A 15,520-nucleotide genomic window follows, 5' to 3' on the forward strand; every position below is an offset into this window, starting at 1 on the left:
GCCCGGCGTCCCGGCCGGGCGAGAGGTGGCCGGTAGCATGGCCGCCCAGCCCGTACCGATCATGCGAGGAGCGGATCGTGCGAGACATCGCCGTCTTCAGCGGCAGCGCCCACCCCCGGCTGGCCGAGGAGGTGTGCGCGCACCTGGGCGTCGCGCTCAGCCCGGTACGGGTCAGCAGGTTCGCCAACGACTGCCTGGAGGTCCAGCTCCGGGCCAACTGCCGGGAACGGGACGTGTTCCTGATCCAGCCCCTGGTACGGCCGGTGCAGGAGCACCTGGTGGAGCTGCTGATGATGTGCGACGCGGCGCGCGGTGCCTCGGCGGCCCGGATCACCGTCGTCATGCCGCACTACTCCTACGCCCGCTCGGACAAGAAGGACACGCCCCGCATCTCGCTCGGCGGCCGCCTGGTCGCGGACCTGCTGGTGGCGGCGGGCGCCAGCCGGGTGCTCACCATGACGCTGCACGCCCCGCAGGTGCACGGGTTCTTCTCGGTGCCGGTCGACCATCTGCACGCGCTGCGCGAACTCGCCGCGCACTTCCGGCAGTACGACCTCTCCCGCACCACGGTCGTCTCCCCGGACCTCGGCAACGCCAAGGAGGCCGCCGCCTTCGCCCGGCTGCTCGGCGCCCGGGTCGCGGCCGGTGCCAAGCAGCGGTTCGCGGACGACCGGGTCAGCATCAGCTCGGTGATCGGCGACATCACCGGCCGGGACGTCATCGTGCTGGACGACGAGATCGCCAAGGGCAGCACGGTGCTCGAACTGCTGGACCGGCTGCGGGAGCTGGGCCCGCGCTCGATCCGGGTCGCCTGCACGCACGGGCTGTTCGCGGCGGGGGCGCTGAAGCGGCTGGGGGAGCAGCCGGACGTGCTGGAGATCGTCTGCACCAACACCGTGCCGGTGCCGGAGGACGAGCGCACCGACAAGCTCAGGGTGCTGTCCATCGCGCCCGCCCTGGCGGAGGCGATGCGGCGCATCCACGACGGGGAGTCGGTGAGCGCGCTGTTCGAGCAGCCGGCGGAGACCTAGGGGGTGTCTTGTCGATCAGGCCGGATGAGGGAGCGGCGGCTGGTGCGGTGCCAGGCGTCGCGAGCCCGGCGTGATCGACAGGACACCCCCTAGGAGCCGCCAGAGGCCCGCAGCGCCGACTCCAGGGTCGGGTGCGGGGGCAGGACGCGGGTCAGGCCCGTGACTCCGAGGACGCGCAGGGTCAGCGGGTGGACGCAGACCAGATGGAGGCGGCCGCCGCGTTCCAGGACGCGGTGCCGGGCCCGGCTGACCAGGCGCAGCCCCGAGCAGTCGAAGAACTCCACGGGGCGCAGGTCCAGCACCACCCGGGCGTGCTCGCGGCCGGTGAGCCGGTCCAGCAGGGGTGAGATCTCCGCCGCCGAGGCGATGTCGATCTCCCCCCGTAACTCCAGCACGATGTGTCCGTGCTCCTCGCGCATCCGCAGATGCCGGCTGAGCGGGACGGGTTCCTCCCGCACGACGGCATCACCTCCCACCCGTCCCACCCGCGCCCGCGACGGACCGCGCCGCGTGGCGACCAGCTCGACAGGAGGAATTTGAGCATGTTCGCTTGACATATGTCTTCGAGTTTGACGGAGCAGGTTCGAATCTGTGTGTTTGTGATCCGCTCGTTGCCTCCGGCCCGGTGGACGGCCGGGTGACTCAGCGTTTGGCCGCAACCGCGTTCGGGTGCGGCCAGGTGCCGGTGGAGCGGGCGACCGCCTTGGCCCGGGTCCGGTCCACCACGCTGCGGGCCACCGCGAAGATCGCCCCCTGCACCGCGGCCGCCAGCAGGATCTCGCCCCAGCCGCGGTCCGGGTCCAGCGGGTCGGGCGCCTCCTCCTCGTGCCGCAGCACCATCCACGCCCTGCGGAAGGCCAGCCCGGCCAGCGCGCCGCCGGCCCAGCTGAGCGCGAAGCCCACCGGTTTGTGCAGCAGGGGCGCCTTGATCTTGCTCACGTTCCTGTTCTTCTTCGCCATGTGTCACTCCTTCCTCACCGGGCCCGCGTCCTCCCCGCAGAGCCCCCGACCTCCCCCGTCCGGGCCCGTGTGATCCTCTCCACCCGGGGCAGTCGGCGACAGGTGAGCGCTACTTCGGAAACACAGCCGGAAACGAAGACCGGCGACAGCGACGGCCAGGAGGCCGCCAACTCCGACGGACACACCCGCGTCACCGTCCTCGTGGCCCTCGCCGCGAACCTGGTGATCGCGGTGGCCAAGGCCGTGGGGGGTGTCTTCGCGGGCTCGCCCGCCCTGCTGTCGGAGGCCGCGCACTCCGTGGCCGACAGCCTGAACGAGGTGTTCCTGCTGGCCGCGCTGAAGCGCAGCCGCCGTCCGCCGGACGCCCGCCATCCCTTCGGCTACGGCAAGGAACGGTTCTTCTGGTCGCTGCTCGCGGCCGTCGGCATCTTCGTGATGGGCGGCTGCTTCTCCTTCTTCCAGGGCTTCGAGGCGATCCGGAACGGCAGTGAGGAGACGTTCAGCGGCTACATAGCGGGCCTGATCGTGCTCGGCGTCGCCTTCGTCGCCGAGGGCATCTCCCTGATCCGGGCGGTGCGCCAGGCGCACCGACAGGGGGAGAGCGTCGGCGACGTCCAGGACCCCGCGCTGCGTACCGTGCTGGCCGAGGACGGCACCGCGGTGCTCGGCGTGACCTTCGCCGCCGTCGGCATGGTGCTGCACATGCTCACCGGGCAGGCCCTCTGGGAGGGCTGCGCCTCGATCCTGATCGGCGCCCTGCTGGTCTACATCGCCTACCGGCTCGGCAGCGACGCCCGCGACCAGCTCATCGGCGAGGCCGCCGACCCCGAGCTGACCGGGCGCATCCGGGAACTGCTTCGCGCCCAGCCGGAGATCGACAGCGTGGAGGCGCTGTTCACGATGAAGACCGGCATCGACTCCGCCCTCGTGGCCGCGCGCGTCGACCTGGCGCCCGGGATGGACAGCGAGGAGGTCGAGGAGGTCGCCGTCCGCATCAAGCGCTCCGTCGCCGACATGTTCCCCGACGCCGGGCAGATCTTCCTCGACGTGACCGACCGCGACCACATGGGCCGTCACCACACGGACCACGACCACACCGGGCGTGACGCACAGGAGAGCCCCGCCGCGACGGGGGAGCGCGGCGGGGCCTGACCCCCGCGTGCCCTTGGGGGGACGGTTCACACCCGCCGTACGCGGAAGGGGTGAACCGTCCCCCGCATCGTTCAGCTCGCGTCGGCCGGCTCCAGGACGAAGACCGGGATCTCGCGGTCGGTCTTCTCCTGGTACTCGGCGTAGGGCGGGTAGGCCGCGACGGCCCGGTCCCACCACTTCGCCTTCTCGTCGCCCGTCACCTCACGGGCGCGCATCTCCCGCTTGTCAGGGCCGTCCTGGAGCTCGACGGTGGGGTCGGCCTTGACGTTGAAGTACCAGACCGGGTGCTTCGGCGCGCCGCCCACGGAGGCGACGATCGCGTACTTCCCGTCGTGCTCCACCCGCATCAGCGGCGTCTTGCGGATCTTGCCGCTGCGGTTGCCGCGCGTGGTCAGGATGATCACCGGCATCCCGGTGTCGCGCAGCGTCGTCCCCTCCGTCCCGCCGGAGCTCTCGTACTGCTCGACCTGATCGCGCACCCACTGCTCCGGGCTCGGCTCGTACTCGCCCTCAAGAGGCATGGCTTCGTCCCCTCTGTCGTGTCCGTCGTGTCTCGTCCTGCCTGCGGCTTCACGCCCGCGGTCCACCGCAACACCGGGGGCCGCCGGAATCATCCGTACCGCGCATCCTCTGCGCCACACGGATGAATAGCCGGATCTCTCGGTCCGTTCGCGGCCGGGGGTGGCCGAAAAGGGGCGTACGCGACGACACTGGAGGGACCGATGTGCGTCGGACGACCGGATTCCGGTGCCCGGACACCTCGGGCGGACGTGCTTCTTCGGCCAGATCCCACGGGTCGCCGATCTGGCCGAACTTGCCGTCGCCCTATAGGTGCCCTGGGCATCTAATGAAGATCGGTTCGAGGTACTTCTTCGTCTGCGAGGTCCATCCATGACGGAACTGACGGACACCACCGGCCCGGCGAAGGCGGCCGATCCCGTCGCCTTCCCGCAGGACCGCACCTGTCCCTACCACCCGCCCACCGGGTACGGCCCGCTGCGCGAGGGCCGGCCCGTGTCCCGCGTCACCCTGTACGACGGCCGCGAGGTCTGGGCCGTCAGCGGGCACTCGGCGGCCCGCGCGCTGCTCGCCGACCCCCGGCTCTCCAGCGACCGGCGCCGCCCCGAGTTCCCCATCCCCACCGCCCGGTTCGCCGGCGTACGGGACCGCCGGGTCGCCCTGCTGGGCCTGGACGACCCCGAGCACCAGATCCAGCGGCGGATGATGATCCCGTCGTTCACCGTCAAACGCGCCACCGCGCTCCGGCCCGCCATCCAGGCGATCGTCGACGACCTCCTGGACGCGATGATCGCACGGGGGCCCGGGGCCGAGCTGGTGTCGGCCTTCGCGCTGCCCGTGCCGTCCATGGTCATCTGCGACCTGCTCGGGGTGCCGTACGCCGACCACGAGTTCTTCGAGGAGCAGTCCCGCAAGCTGCTGCGCGGGCCGACGGCCGACGACAGCCAGAACGCCCGCAAGGCGCTGGAGGACTACCTCGGCGGACTCATCGACGCCAAGGCCGGCCACCCCGAGCCGGGCAAGGGGGTGCTGGACGACCTCGTCCACAAGCAGCTCAGCGAGGGCGCGCTGGACCGGGCCGAGGTCGTCTCGCTCGCCGTCATCCTGCTGGTCGCCGGGCACGAGACCACCGCCAACATGATCTCGCTGGGCACCTACACCCTGCTCCAGCACCCCGACCGGCTGGCCGAGCTGCGCGCCGACCCCACGCTGCTGCCCTCGGCCGTCGAGGAACTCATGCGGATGCTCTCCATCGCCGACGGCCTGCTCCGGGTGGCCGTCGAGGACATCGAGGTCGAGGGGGTCACCATCCGGGCCGGGGAGGGCGTCATGTTCTCCACCTCGGTGATCAACCGCGACGACTCCGTGTACGTCGACCCCGACGCCCTCGACTTCGGCCGCTCCGCCCGCCACCACGTCGCCTTCGGCTTCGGCATCCACCAGTGCCTGGGCCAGAACCTGGCGCGCGCGGAGCTGGAGATCGCCCTCGGCACCCTCCTCGCCCGGCTGCCCGGCCTGCGCCTCGCGGTCCCGGCCGAGGAGATCCCCTTCAAGCCCGGCGACACGATCCAGGGGATGCTGGAACTCCCCGTGACCTGGTAAGAGGCTGCTCGCCATGCACACCGACATCGAGATCGACAAGGACCTCTGCATCGGCGCGGGCCAGTGCACACTGGCCGCCCCGAGCGTGTTCACCCAGGACGACGACGGCTACAGCACGGTGCTGCCCGGCGCCGAGGACGGAGCGGGCAGCCCCATGCTCCGGGAGGCCGCCCGCGCCTGCCCGGTCGGCGCGATCACCGTCACCGAGAGCTGACCACCGTCCAGTTGGGCCTATAGGGTTTCCCGGTGACCGAACTCGCCGGGAAACCCTTCCTCTACGTCGTCGTCTGCGCGGCCGGGATCGCCTCCGGAGTCGGCACGCTGATCGCCGAGGCCCAGGAGCGGGGCTGGGAGGTGGGCGTGATCGCCACCCCGGCGGCGATGAACGGCTTCTTCGACGTGGCCGGCACCGAGTCCCGCACCGGCCGCCCGGTCCGCTCCGCCTGGCGCTCCCCGACCGATCCGCGCCCCTTCCCGCCGCCGGACGCGGTCGTGGTGGCCCCGGCGACCTTCAACACCGTCAACAAATGGGCGCTCGGCATCGCGGACACCCTGGCCGTCGGGACCCTGTGCGAGGCGCTGGGGCTCGGCGTGCCGATCGCGGTGCTGCCCAGCGTGGGGGAGGCGCTGGCCGCCCACCCCGCCTACCGGGAGAGCCTGACCCGGCTGCGCGGGCTCGGCGTCCGCTTCGGCGAGGGGCGGGTGCCGGACGGGTTCGCGTGGACCAGCGGTCTCGAGCTGCTGGACCGCCCCTGACGGCATCAGCGCGTGCGGCGTACGTACCCCGCGTCGCCCGGTGTGGAGACGTCCAGGTCGCGGCGGACGATGCTGAGCCGCGAGCCCCATCCGGCCAGCGCCTTGCGCAGGCCGCTGTCGGTGTACTCGATGTCCAGCACCCGGTCGTCGTAGGCGTGGGCGTAGGTCCCGCACTCGTCGTACTGGCCGCACTCCTCGGCCACCGCGAAGTCGAGGCCGGCGCTCTCGCGCTTCCCCGCCAGCTCCGGGGTGTTCTTCTGGCCCACGGCCAGGTGGCGGGCGTGGGCGTGCCGGGTGAGCAGGCGCATGAAGGCGGTCGCGTCGGCGGGGTCGAGCAGGTGACGGGAGCGGGTGTAGCTGTCGTAGTTGTCGGGCTCGACCGCGTCGTAGCCCTTGTCCGCGCAGCCGTCGGTCCAGCGGTTCACCCGCTCGGCGATCCGCTTCCGCTTGGCCGGGGTGCCGATGTCGAGCAGCGGCTCGTCCCAGTCCTCGTCGATGACGACCTTGCCCGCGCGGTCGCGCAGCAGCAGGTCGGCCGGCCAGTCGGCGCGCTCCTGCGGCTGGGCCTGGAAGGCGTTGACGTAGCAGACGTTGTACAGCCCCTTGGCGGGGGAGTCGGCGCGGTCGCGGGTGACGACGCGGACACCGGCGGGCGGGGGGTAGGCGCCGCCGATCTGGTAGTCGAACCCGGCGTGCCTCGGCGGCAGTTCAGGAGCTTTCGGCGCCTGGTCGTTCCCGGTGGCGCAGCCGGCCAGGAGCAGGGTGAGGGCGAGGAGCAGGGCTCGGCTCCCGCCGCGCGGGCTCGTCTCGGTCGGCACCCGGATGATCCAACCCGGCGGCCCGGACCACGTCAACTTCGCGCCTGAACCGTGCCCGTGAATGCCCGTCCGGACTTTTTTGACGCATCAACGATTTCACCCTTCCTGAATTCTGGTCAAAGATCTCCCGTGAACCTGTTTTCGGACGGGAGATCTCTTGTTACCCGCTGTCGCCCTGTGCGAAAGTGTGCGACGCCGTGACGGGGGTGATTGCCCTTCACTGAAAGGGAGTTGATGTCCCCTCGTCCGCCGTCCTGCCGATTGGTACGGACTTGATTCCGGGTGATTTCTGGAGGAACAGCGCGTGAAGGGCGAAGGGCCGTCGAATTCCCAGGATTCCGCCGGGCCGTTCGGTATCTCCGACGGCGAACTCAGCGCGGAACTCCAGAAGTGGACGGGATCGGCGTCCGCCCTCCACCCCGTCGGCGAACTCCTCGACCGGCACTGGGCCGCCGCCTTCGCCTACGCCCGTCTGTGTGCCGACGGGCCGCGCGCGGCCGGGATGCTGACCACGGCCGCGTTCACGCGGCTGTTCGGGGAGTCGCTGCGCCAGGCCGGCCCGTCCGCCGCCTGGCGGCCCCAACTCCTGGTCACCGTACGGCGGATCGCCGCCGAGTGGGACACCGACGGCCGCCAGGAACTCCTGCACCCGGCCCTGCGCCCCGACCCCGCGAGCGGGGAGCGCGCCGCCGCCCGGCTGCTTCCGGCGCCCGGCCGGCGGCTGCTGGCCCGCGCCTTCCAGCGGCTGCCCCAGCCCTCCCGCGCCGTGCTCTGGCACGCCGAGGTCGAGGGCGAACCCCTCGCCGTGCCCGCCGCGCTGCTCGGGCTGGACGAGGAGAGCACGGCCGTCGAACTCGGCCGCGCCCGCGAGCGGTTGCGCGAGGAGTGTCTCCAGACCCACCGCGAACTCGCCCCCGACGCCGAGTGCGGACGCTACTTGCGGATGCTGGACGTCACCTTCCGGCGCGGCGGCGGCCTCGCCATGGACCCGGATCTGCGCGGCCACCTCGACGGCTGCGGCCACTGCGCCCGTACCGCCGACCAGCTCGCCCGGTTCCACGACGGACTGCCCCTCGCGCTCGCCGAGGCCGTTCTCGGCTGGGGCGCCGCCGCCTACCTCGCCGCCCGCGCCGACGACAGCGCCGCACCGCCCGTACCGATGCCGCCCCTGCCCGCCGGCGGCGAGGAGTTCGTCCCCCCGGTGACACCCGACGTGGCGGACCGTCCCGCCGGCCGGAGCGCCCACCGCGCGGCCCGGCGGGTCCGGCGCCGCAACGTCTCGCTGGCCGTCGCCACCGTCAGCGCGCTGGTCGCGCTGCCCCTGGTGCTGTGGTCGGTGTTCGGCTCCGACGACGACCGCACCGCTGCCCACGGCGCCAGTCCCTCCCCGGTGCCGGACACCTCCCGGCCCGCGCCGCAGCCGTCCTGGGCGGGCGCGGACACCAACCGGCCGACCGCGCGCGGCCGGCTGCACAACGTGGCCTCCGGGCGCTGCGTCGGCATCGTCGGGAAGAAGGCCGTCGAAGGGGCCGAGACCGAGGTCGTCACCTGCTCCTCCACCCCCGGCCAGCGCTGGCGGTACGAGGCGGACGGGCGGCTGCGCAGCGACGCGGCGCCCGCGCTCTGCCTGGACTCCCGCCTCGGCTACTCGGTCCGGCTCGCCCCCTGCTCGGCCACCGGCACCGACGGCCGCTTCATCCGCTACGACTTCACCCTCCAGGGCACCCTCGTGCCCCGCTGGAACCAGAACCTCGCCCTCACCCCGGCCGCCACGGACGGCTCCGGCGCGCTGGTGCTGAAGAACCGCGCCGAGACGGCCGTACAGCGCTGGGTCGTGGACACCGCCCGGAACGACCCGCAGATGGAGGTCGTCAACTGGGACAAGGGCAGCCCGACGGCCTCACCCCACCGCACCCCGGCGAGGCCGAGCCCGACCGCGCACTCCGCGAGCCCGGCACCGAGCCCCACCCCGACTCCCACCGTGAGCCCCACGCCCAGCGCGACGGACGAGGACGACACCTGCACCTCGTACCGGGACCGCTGCGGCCGGTACGGCGGGGGCGGCGGGCGCTGGGGCGGCGGCTACGGGGGCCGGCACCGCTGAGCCGTCCGGTCAGCGGTGGTGCGGCGGGGGCGGGATCGTGCCCAGGTCCGGGGTCTCGCCGGGCCAGACCAGCAGGACCGGGCAAGGGGCGTGGTCCACGATGAACCGCGCCGCGGGACCCAGGCTGTGCGGGCCGAGGCGGGTGCGGTCGCCGTCGCGGGCCAGGACGAGGAGGTCCGCTCCCTCGGCCGCCGCGACCACCTCGCGCTCCGGCCGGCCCGAGCGCTCCTCACGTACGCAGGGACGGCCCAGGCGTGCGGCGGCCGCGTCCAGCAGCTCCGCCGCCGAGCCGTCGCCGAGGGCCTCCAGACGGTCGCCCGGGTCAGCCTCCCAGGCCCGCCCGCGCCCCATCAGCCCCGCGAACGCGCCGTGCGCCACATCGGGCACCTCCGGCCCCGACACATGCAGCAGCACCACCTCACGGGCGTGCGGGGCGTGCACGCGCACCGCGTCCACACAGGCGGGCCAGGTACCCTCGACGAGCCAGACGACCGCACGCATCCGATGTCCTCCTCGCATCCACGCTCGCATCCACGCCGCCGCGTCAGAAGATCTGCAGCGCACCCCACAGTGCCACCACCGACACCGCCAGCGCCGAGGGCACGGCGATCAGGCCGAGCCGGGTGAACTCCCCGAGGTCCACGCCCTCGTCGTGCTGGTGCACGATCCGCCGCCACAGCAGGGTGGCCAGCGAACCGGCGTAGGTGAGGTTCGGGCCGATGTTCACACCCAGCAGCACCGCCAGCACCGCGCCCGCCCCGCCCGGCGCGGCCAGCGGCAGCAGCACCAGCACGGCGGGCAGGTTGTTGATCAGGTTGGCCAGTACGGCGGCCAGCGCGGCGATCCCCAGCAGCGCGAGCAGCCCGCTCCCGGACGGCAGCAGATGCCCGAGCGCGTCCGAGAGCCCGTTGTCCACGACCGCCCGCACCACCACGCCCAGCGCCAGCACGAACGCCAGGAACGGCGGGGAGGCCGCCCGCACCACGGACAGCGGGGTCGCCTGCCGCCGCAGCACGGCCCGCCCGGCCATCACCAGCGCGCCCGCGGCGGCCGCCCAGGCCGGGTCGACGCCGAACGCCGACGCCACCACGAACCCGGCGAGCGTGCAGCCCACGGTCACCAGCGCGAACACCGGCAGCGGCGGCTCCTCGCCGGTGTCCCGCGCGGCCGGCGCCGCCGCCGACAGGTCGCGGCGGAAGAAGCGCCGGAACACCCCGTACTCCACCGCGATCGCCGCCAGCCACGGCAGGGCCATCAGCGCCGCGAACCGGGTGAAGGACAGCCCGCTCGCCGCGAAGGCCAGCAGGTTCGTCAGATTGGACACCGGCAGCAGCAGTGACGCCGTGTTCGACAGATGCGTACAGGCGTAGACGTGCGGCTTGGGACGGACGCCCGAGCGGGCGGCCGTGGCGAACACCACCGGAGTGAGCAGCACGATCGTCGCGTCCAGGCTCAGTACGGCCGTGATCACCGACGCCAGCGCGAACACCGCCGTCAGCAGCCGGACCGGCCGACCCCGCGACCAGCGGGCCATCCACGCCCCGCAGGCCCGGAACAGGCCCTCCACGTCGCAGAAATGGGCCAGGACGAGCACCGCGGCCAGGAACCCCACCACCGGGCCCAGCCGGGCCACCTCGTCGCGGGCGTGGTCCAGGGAGATGGCGCCGGTCAGGATGGCGATACCGGCGGCGGGCACGGCGAGCCACGCCTCCGCCCGGCCGAAGGGGCGGACGACCGCCCAGGCGAGGACGGCGACGAGCAGGACGGCCGAGAGGGTCTCGGCGAGCGGGGTGTTCAGGGCGATCCTCCGGACCCGTGGTGATGTGCCCGCTCATGAAAACAGACGCCGGTGCGCCGGGCCGACCGGGACCCGGCGCACCGTCGTGTCAGGTCAGGCGCCCGAACCGGGGGCGAAGACGGTCAGGCGGACCGAGGACGAGTTCCCGGAGACCGGCACCGTACCGCCCGTCCAGGTCACCTTCAGCGGGTCCCGCTCATCGGGCGGGGTGATGACCAGTGAGGCCGGCTTGCCCGTCTTCGCGCCGCTGATCTGCGGGTTGGAGAAGGTCAGCCCGGCCCAGGCGCTCTGCCCGGGGCGGAGCGTGACCGTCACCGGAGAACCCGAGGTGCGCTGGGGGTCGGGGCCGAGCTGGGTGCCGGAGGCGTTCACGAAGGCCGCGCCCGGATAGCCGCGCAGCGTGCAGGTCCGGGACGACTTGTTGGTGAGGACGACGGGGAAGTTCTCCTGCCCGGCGCCCGGATCGTTGCGCCCCACGGCGGCCCGCAGCTCCGAGGTGTGGCAGCGGGTGCTCTTCGCGCTGTCGGGCTTGACGGTCCTCGTCGCCGTGTCAGGCGCCGAGCTGGGCTTCGTGGTACCGCCGCTCTGGGTCACCGGCGACGGCGTGCCGGCCGGGTCGGGCGAGCCGGTGGACTCGGCCGGACTCGACGTCTCGGTCGCGGGGGCCGCCGAGCCGGACACCGTCTTCGCCGGGGCCGCGCCCACGTCACCGTTGCCGCAGGCGGTCAGGAGGCCCAGTACGGCGGCGGAGCCCACGAGCAGGGTCCCGCGCCGCCTGGCCGGGGATGAGTTCGCCATGTCGCACAAGCCTCCCTGTCATTCACGGCCCGCGAGGTCCGCGTGCCGTCGGCGCCGGATGCGCCGTCACAGCTTCCGATGCGCCGTCCGGCGGAAAAGTTCGGGACGAGAGGAAAGAATTTTCCGCGCCCGAAGAAGTCTCCGCCCGCCGGGGTCTCCCCGCCACGCCGGACGCGGGTTCCCCCCGATCAGGTGACCCGGAGCGAGCGGAGTATGCCGTCGGTGGCGTCCGGGCCGCCGCGCTGGCGCACCTGCACGTACACCCGCGGGCCGTGCGCGCCGTCCGAGGGGCGCAGCGCGGACTCCGTGACCGAGCTCCCGCCCGCGCAGCCGCTCCACACCCGGACCGTGCCCCGCCGGCCGGACCCCGTGAACGCGCGCCGGTCCGTGCCCCGGCAGCCGGAGTGCGCCAGCGCGTCCACCCGGCCGGTGAGATCCCCCTCGCCCACGCCGACGAAGACCCCGTTCACCGGTGCGCCGAGGTCGGACCAGCGCGACAGGTCGTCGGCGACCACCAGCCCCGGCTCCCGCCCGCCGGACAGCCCCAGCGCGTGCGGGTCCCAGCCGGAGTCGCGCAGCTCCCGGTTCCAGCCCGCGGGCACCTGGACGGCGATCCGCCCGGAGGAGTCCCGTACCCGCGCCGCCTCCGCGCCCCCGGCCGGACGGTGCAGCACCAGCGCCACCGCGCCCCCCGCCGCCACCAGGGCCACCGCGGCCGCCACGCCGAGGACCGCGCGCCTGCCCCGTAACGCGCCGGACCACCGGGGCCGGGCGGGGGCCGCCGCCAGCCGGTCCAGTTCGTCGGCGAACGCGCGCGCGGACGGCCAGCGCCGCTCCCGGTCCGGCTCCAGCGCCCGCAGCACCGCCCGCTCCACAGCGGGGTCCAGACCCGGCCGCAGCCGGCTCGGCGGCACGGCCCGGCCCGGTGGGCCCGGCACGGTCCCGGTGAGCAGCTCGTAGCCCACCGCGCCCAGGCTGTAGACGTCGGCGCGCTCGTCGATGCCCGCCCCCGGCTCGGCCTGCTCCGGGGGCTGATAGCCCGCCGACCCCGCCGCCAGGGTCAGCGCCGACGCCTGCGCCAGGCTCTTGGCCAGCCCGAGGTCGGCCAGCAGCAGCCGGCGCCCGCCGTCCCGGGCGGTGGCCAGCAGCAGGTTGGTCGGCTTGATGTCCCGGTGCACGATCCCCGCCTCGTGCAGCGCGGCGGCGCCCCGCGCGGCCAGTGCCGTCAGCTCCAGCGCCTCGGGCACCGGCAGCGGGCCGTCGGCGCCGAGGTCGGCGAGGGTGCCTCCGTCGGCGTACTCCATGACGAAGTACGGCCGGCCGTCGTCCAGTTCCCCGATGTCGTGGACCTGCACCACCCGGCTGGACCCCGCCCGGCGCAGCAGCCGTGCCTCGGAGAGGAAGCGCTCGCGCACGTCGAGGCGGTGGGACCAGTTGTCGGCGAGCACCTTGACCGCCACCAGGGCGTCCAGTTCGTCGTCGTGGGCGAGCCACACCGTGGCGAACGCGCCGCTTCCCAGGCGCTGTCGCAGGCGGTAGCGGCCGATCCGCTCCGGGGAATGCATAGGACTATCATGCCTGGCCCGAGATCGACTTCGAGAGGGGAGCCGACGTGCCGGACGCCGCGACGGCCGAGGAACTGGCCCGTCTGGCGGCCGCGGGCGACGGGGCGGCCCTGGACCGGCTGCTCACCGAGCTGCGGCCGGAGGTGGTGCGCCGCTGCGGGCGCTTCCTGCCCTGCCGGGAGGACGCCGAGGAGGCCGCCCAGGACGTGCTGCTCCAGGTGGCCCGGCACATCGGCGGCTTCGAGGGACGCAGCCGCTTCAGCACCTGGCTCTACACGGTCGTCGCCAACTGCTGCCGGCAGAAGTACCGCGAGCTGAAGCGGCGGGCCGCCGAACAGCCCGCCCCCGCCGAGGTGCCGGAGCCCGCCGACCCCCGCACCACCAGCGTCATCGCCGGCTCCCGGATCGACCTGCTGGAGGCGCTGGACCGGCTGGAGCGCGAGCACCCGCAGCTGGTCGCCCCGCTGGTCTACCGCGACCTGTGCCAACTGGAGTACGCCGAGGCCGCCGAACGCGCGGGCATCCCGCTGGGCACCCTGAAGTCCCGGCTGCACGAGGCCCGCAGGCTGGTACGGCCCTGGCTGCGCGCCCACTGACCCGCCACGGGGGCGGGTCCGGGATCACTCACGCGGGCCGACTCACTTCTTGTAGCCGAGCACCGTCATCATGCCGCTCTCCGAGTGGTACTGGTTGTGGCAGTGCAGCATCCACAGGCCGGGGTTGTCGGCGTCGAAGTCGATGACCAGCTTGCGGTGGGGGAGCACCACGGCGGTGTCCTTGCGGGCGCCCACCGCGTCGAGGCCGGTCAGCGCGAAGGTGTGGCCGTGCAGATGCAGCGGGTGCCACATGTCGGTGGCGTTGATCAGGGTCATCCGCACCCGCTCCCCGGCGCGCACCGCGTGCCGTTCGCGCACGTCGTACTGCTTGTGGTCGAAGCCCCAGTCGTACTTCGCCATGGTGCCGGTGACCTTGATGCGCATCTCGCGGTCCGGCTCGCGGTGGTCCAGGGCGACGGAGTCGGCGGGCACCAGACGGCGCGCCGGGAGCACCTGGCGGTCCAGCTCCGGCAGCTTCACATCCGCAGGAGGAACGGTTCTGCCGTTGTCCGTGCGGAGCACCGCGAGCGCCTGTCCGGACTTGCCCTCGGCCAGCGCGACCAGCGGGAACACCCCGTCCTTGGCCGTGATCAGCACGTCGTACCGCTCCGCCATGCCGACCAGCAGCGCGTCCGTCTCCCGGTGCTGGACCGGGTAGCCGTCGGTGTGCGTCACCGTCAGCTTGTGGCCGCCCAGCGCCACCCGGAAGGCGGTGTCCGAGCCCGCGTTGATGATGCGCAGCCGCACCCGCTCGCCGGGACGGCACTTGAACGAGGTCGGCGCGCCCGGCCGGCGCCCGTTGATCAGGTAGATCGGGTACGCGACATTGCCGCCGACCCCGTCCAGGACGCGGCTCTTCGCCCCGTGCAGCATGCGGTTGGGGCCGGTGTTCTTCGGCGGGTCGGGCATCGCCGTCATCGGGGGCTCGTGCGGGTGGGCGGTCGGGCGGCCCGGGTGTTCGGGGCCCATCATCGCCATGCCGCCGCCCGGCTTGAGCTGGCGCAGCACCTTCTCCGGGGTGGAGCCGTCGACGCCGTCCACCCAGTCGTCGAGGACGACCACCCACTCCTTGTCGTACTTCAGCGGCTCCCTGGGGTCGTCCACCACGAGCGGCGCGTAGAGCCCCCGGTCCGGCTGCATGCCGACGTGGCTGTGCAGCAGGTAGGTGCCGGGGTCGGCGACGGTGAAGCGGTAGTTGAAGTCCATCCCGGCCGGGATGGAGTCCTGGGTGAGGCCCGGCGCGCCGTCCATGTCGCAGCGCAGCCGGACGCCGTGCGAGTGGAGCGTGGTGGTCTCCGGGAGCCGGTTGGCGAGCGTGATGCTCAGCACGTCACCGGCGGTCGCCCGCACCAGCGGTCCGGGCAGCGCGTCCTGGTACGCCCAGGTGCGCACCGACCGGCCCCCCAGGTCCAGCGTGGTCTCACCGGCCGTGAGCGTGAACATGCGCACCCGGCCCGACCCGCGCCGCCGTTCGGCGGCCCGGACCTCCGGGCCCGACGGTTCGACGTAACCCGCGGGCCCCGGCGGGACGAAGTTCCCCGCCGCCATCATCGTGCCGCGCGGTCCCGGACGGGGCCGGGGGCCCGAGTCGGAGCAGGCGGCCAGGAGTCCCGCGCCCGCGGCAGCGAGCGGGACGCGGAGGAGAGTACGCCGCGAAGGTGTATGCATAAAGGAAATAAGACACTTTTTGTGCTCATATGTGATGGATCTGAGGGCGGCGCGTCTGCTGGTGTCGGCCCGGCGAGGGGTCCCCGACGCCGGGTACCCGGGGGGCGCGCGGCTGATCTGGCTCGATTTACGGGTGAGTACCCTCGCGGTACC

Annotated in this window: 16 protein-coding genes; 7 read left to right on the forward strand and 9 right to left on the reverse strand. The window is 73.3% G+C overall.

The annotated features are described in order from the left end of the window. Positions 1-77: 77 nt before the first annotated feature. Positions 78-1,031: a ribose-phosphate diphosphokinase gene (locus D0Z67_RS27640; RefSeq protein WP_031179317.1), complete on the forward strand. Its 954-nt coding sequence runs from the start codon at positions 78-80 to the stop codon at positions 1,029-1,031. Positions 1,032-1,120: 89 nt separating this feature from the next. Here the strand turns inward: D0Z67_RS27640 and D0Z67_RS27645 are convergent, their stop codons facing one another. Continuing rightward, entirely contained in the window at positions 1,121-1,450 is a 330-nt protein-coding gene (locus D0Z67_RS27645) for an anti-sigma factor antagonist (RefSeq protein ID WP_107059507.1), read from the reverse strand. 223 nt (positions 1,451-1,673) lie between these two features. Next, positions 1,674-1,991: a DUF4235 domain-containing protein gene (locus D0Z67_RS27650; protein ID WP_031179319.1), complete on the reverse strand. Its 318-nt coding sequence runs from the start codon at positions 1,989-1,991 to the stop codon at positions 1,674-1,676. Positions 1,992-2,093: 102 nt separating this feature from the next. Here D0Z67_RS27650 and D0Z67_RS27655 point away from each other — a divergent pair, with 102 nt between their 5' ends. After that, complete coding sequence (locus tag D0Z67_RS27655) at positions 2,094-3,143, forward strand: cation diffusion facilitator family transporter (RefSeq protein ID WP_234312606.1); 1,050 nt, start codon at positions 2,094-2,096, stop codon at positions 3,141-3,143. A 71-nt stretch (positions 3,144-3,214) separates the two neighbouring features. On the opposite strand, the gene D0Z67_RS27660 is transcribed toward D0Z67_RS27655, so the two are convergent. Continuing rightward, positions 3,215-3,664 carry a nitroreductase family deazaflavin-dependent oxidoreductase gene (locus D0Z67_RS27660; RefSeq protein ID WP_031179321.1) on the reverse strand — a complete coding sequence of 150 codons (450 nt, stop codon included), beginning with the start codon at positions 3,662-3,664 and terminating at the stop codon, positions 3,215-3,217. A gap of 370 nt (positions 3,665-4,034) precedes the next feature. Here D0Z67_RS27660 and D0Z67_RS27665 point away from each other — a divergent pair, with 370 nt between their 5' ends. From D0Z67_RS27665 to D0Z67_RS27675, 3 genes are read left to right on the forward strand one after another with little or no spacing between them, the layout of a single operon-like run. Then, on the forward strand, positions 4,035-5,264 hold the full coding sequence (locus tag D0Z67_RS27665; protein WP_031179322.1) for a cytochrome P450: 1,230 nt from the start codon (positions 4,035-4,037) through the stop codon (positions 5,262-5,264). A 13-nt stretch (positions 5,265-5,277) separates the two neighbouring features. Beyond that, the gene (locus tag D0Z67_RS27670; protein ID WP_031179323.1) at positions 5,278-5,478 is read left to right on the forward strand and encodes a ferredoxin; all 201 of its coding nucleotides are present in this window, start codon (positions 5,278-5,280) and stop codon (positions 5,476-5,478) included. Between the two features lie 32 nt (positions 5,479-5,510). Then, positions 5,511-6,020, forward strand: coding sequence for a flavoprotein (locus tag D0Z67_RS27675; RefSeq protein ID WP_031179324.1), 510 nt, complete (start codon positions 5,511-5,513; stop codon positions 6,018-6,020). Between the two features lie 5 nt (positions 6,021-6,025). Here the strand turns inward: D0Z67_RS27675 and D0Z67_RS27680 are convergent, their stop codons facing one another. Next, positions 6,026-6,781: an endo alpha-1,4 polygalactosaminidase gene (locus D0Z67_RS27680; protein ID WP_234312614.1), complete on the reverse strand. Its 756-nt coding sequence runs from the start codon at positions 6,779-6,781 to the stop codon at positions 6,026-6,028. A gap of 361 nt (positions 6,782-7,142) precedes the next feature. On the opposite strand from D0Z67_RS27680, the gene D0Z67_RS27685 reads away from it, so the two are divergent. Next, a complete protein-coding gene (locus tag D0Z67_RS27685) occupies positions 7,143-8,942 on the forward strand; it encodes a ricin-type beta-trefoil lectin domain protein (RefSeq protein WP_031179326.1) in 1,800 nt (599 codons plus the stop codon). Between the two features lie 9 nt (positions 8,943-8,951). Here the strand turns inward: D0Z67_RS27685 and D0Z67_RS27690 are convergent, their stop codons facing one another. The 4 genes from D0Z67_RS27690 to D0Z67_RS27705 form a co-directional block, all read right to left on the reverse strand. Beyond that, positions 8,952-9,443: a universal stress protein gene (locus tag D0Z67_RS27690; protein ID WP_031179327.1), complete on the reverse strand. Its 492-nt coding sequence runs from the start codon at positions 9,441-9,443 to the stop codon at positions 8,952-8,954. A gap of 43 nt (positions 9,444-9,486) precedes the next feature. Beyond that, entirely contained in the window at positions 9,487-10,740 is a 1,254-nt protein-coding gene (locus D0Z67_RS27695) for an arsenic transporter (RefSeq protein ID WP_199812129.1), read from the reverse strand. 93 nt (positions 10,741-10,833) lie between these two features. Continuing rightward, positions 10,834-11,538, reverse strand: coding sequence for a DUF4232 domain-containing protein (locus D0Z67_RS27700; RefSeq protein WP_031179329.1), 705 nt, complete (start codon positions 11,536-11,538; stop codon positions 10,834-10,836). 188 nt (positions 11,539-11,726) lie between these two features. Further along, positions 11,727-13,103 (reverse strand): serine/threonine-protein kinase, encoded by a 1,377-nt coding sequence (locus D0Z67_RS27705; RefSeq protein ID WP_031179330.1) that lies wholly within the window; start codon positions 13,101-13,103, stop codon positions 11,727-11,729. 47 nt (positions 13,104-13,150) lie between these two features. Here D0Z67_RS27705 and D0Z67_RS27710 point away from each other — a divergent pair, with 47 nt between their 5' ends. Continuing rightward, positions 13,151-13,699, forward strand: coding sequence for an RNA polymerase sigma factor (locus tag D0Z67_RS27710; RefSeq protein WP_031179331.1), 549 nt, complete (start codon positions 13,151-13,153; stop codon positions 13,697-13,699). A 42-nt stretch (positions 13,700-13,741) separates the two neighbouring features. Here D0Z67_RS27710 and D0Z67_RS27715 read toward each other — a convergent pair whose 3' ends face one another. Then, positions 13,742-15,367 (reverse strand): multicopper oxidase family protein, encoded by a 1,626-nt coding sequence (locus tag D0Z67_RS27715; protein WP_031179332.1) that lies wholly within the window; start codon positions 15,365-15,367, stop codon positions 13,742-13,744. Positions 15,368-15,520: the final 153 nt, after the last annotated feature.

The organism is Streptomyces seoulensis (genome assembly GCF_004328625.1).
Classification (GTDB): domain Bacteria; phylum Actinomycetota; class Actinomycetes; order Streptomycetales; family Streptomycetaceae; genus Streptomyces; species Streptomyces seoulensis.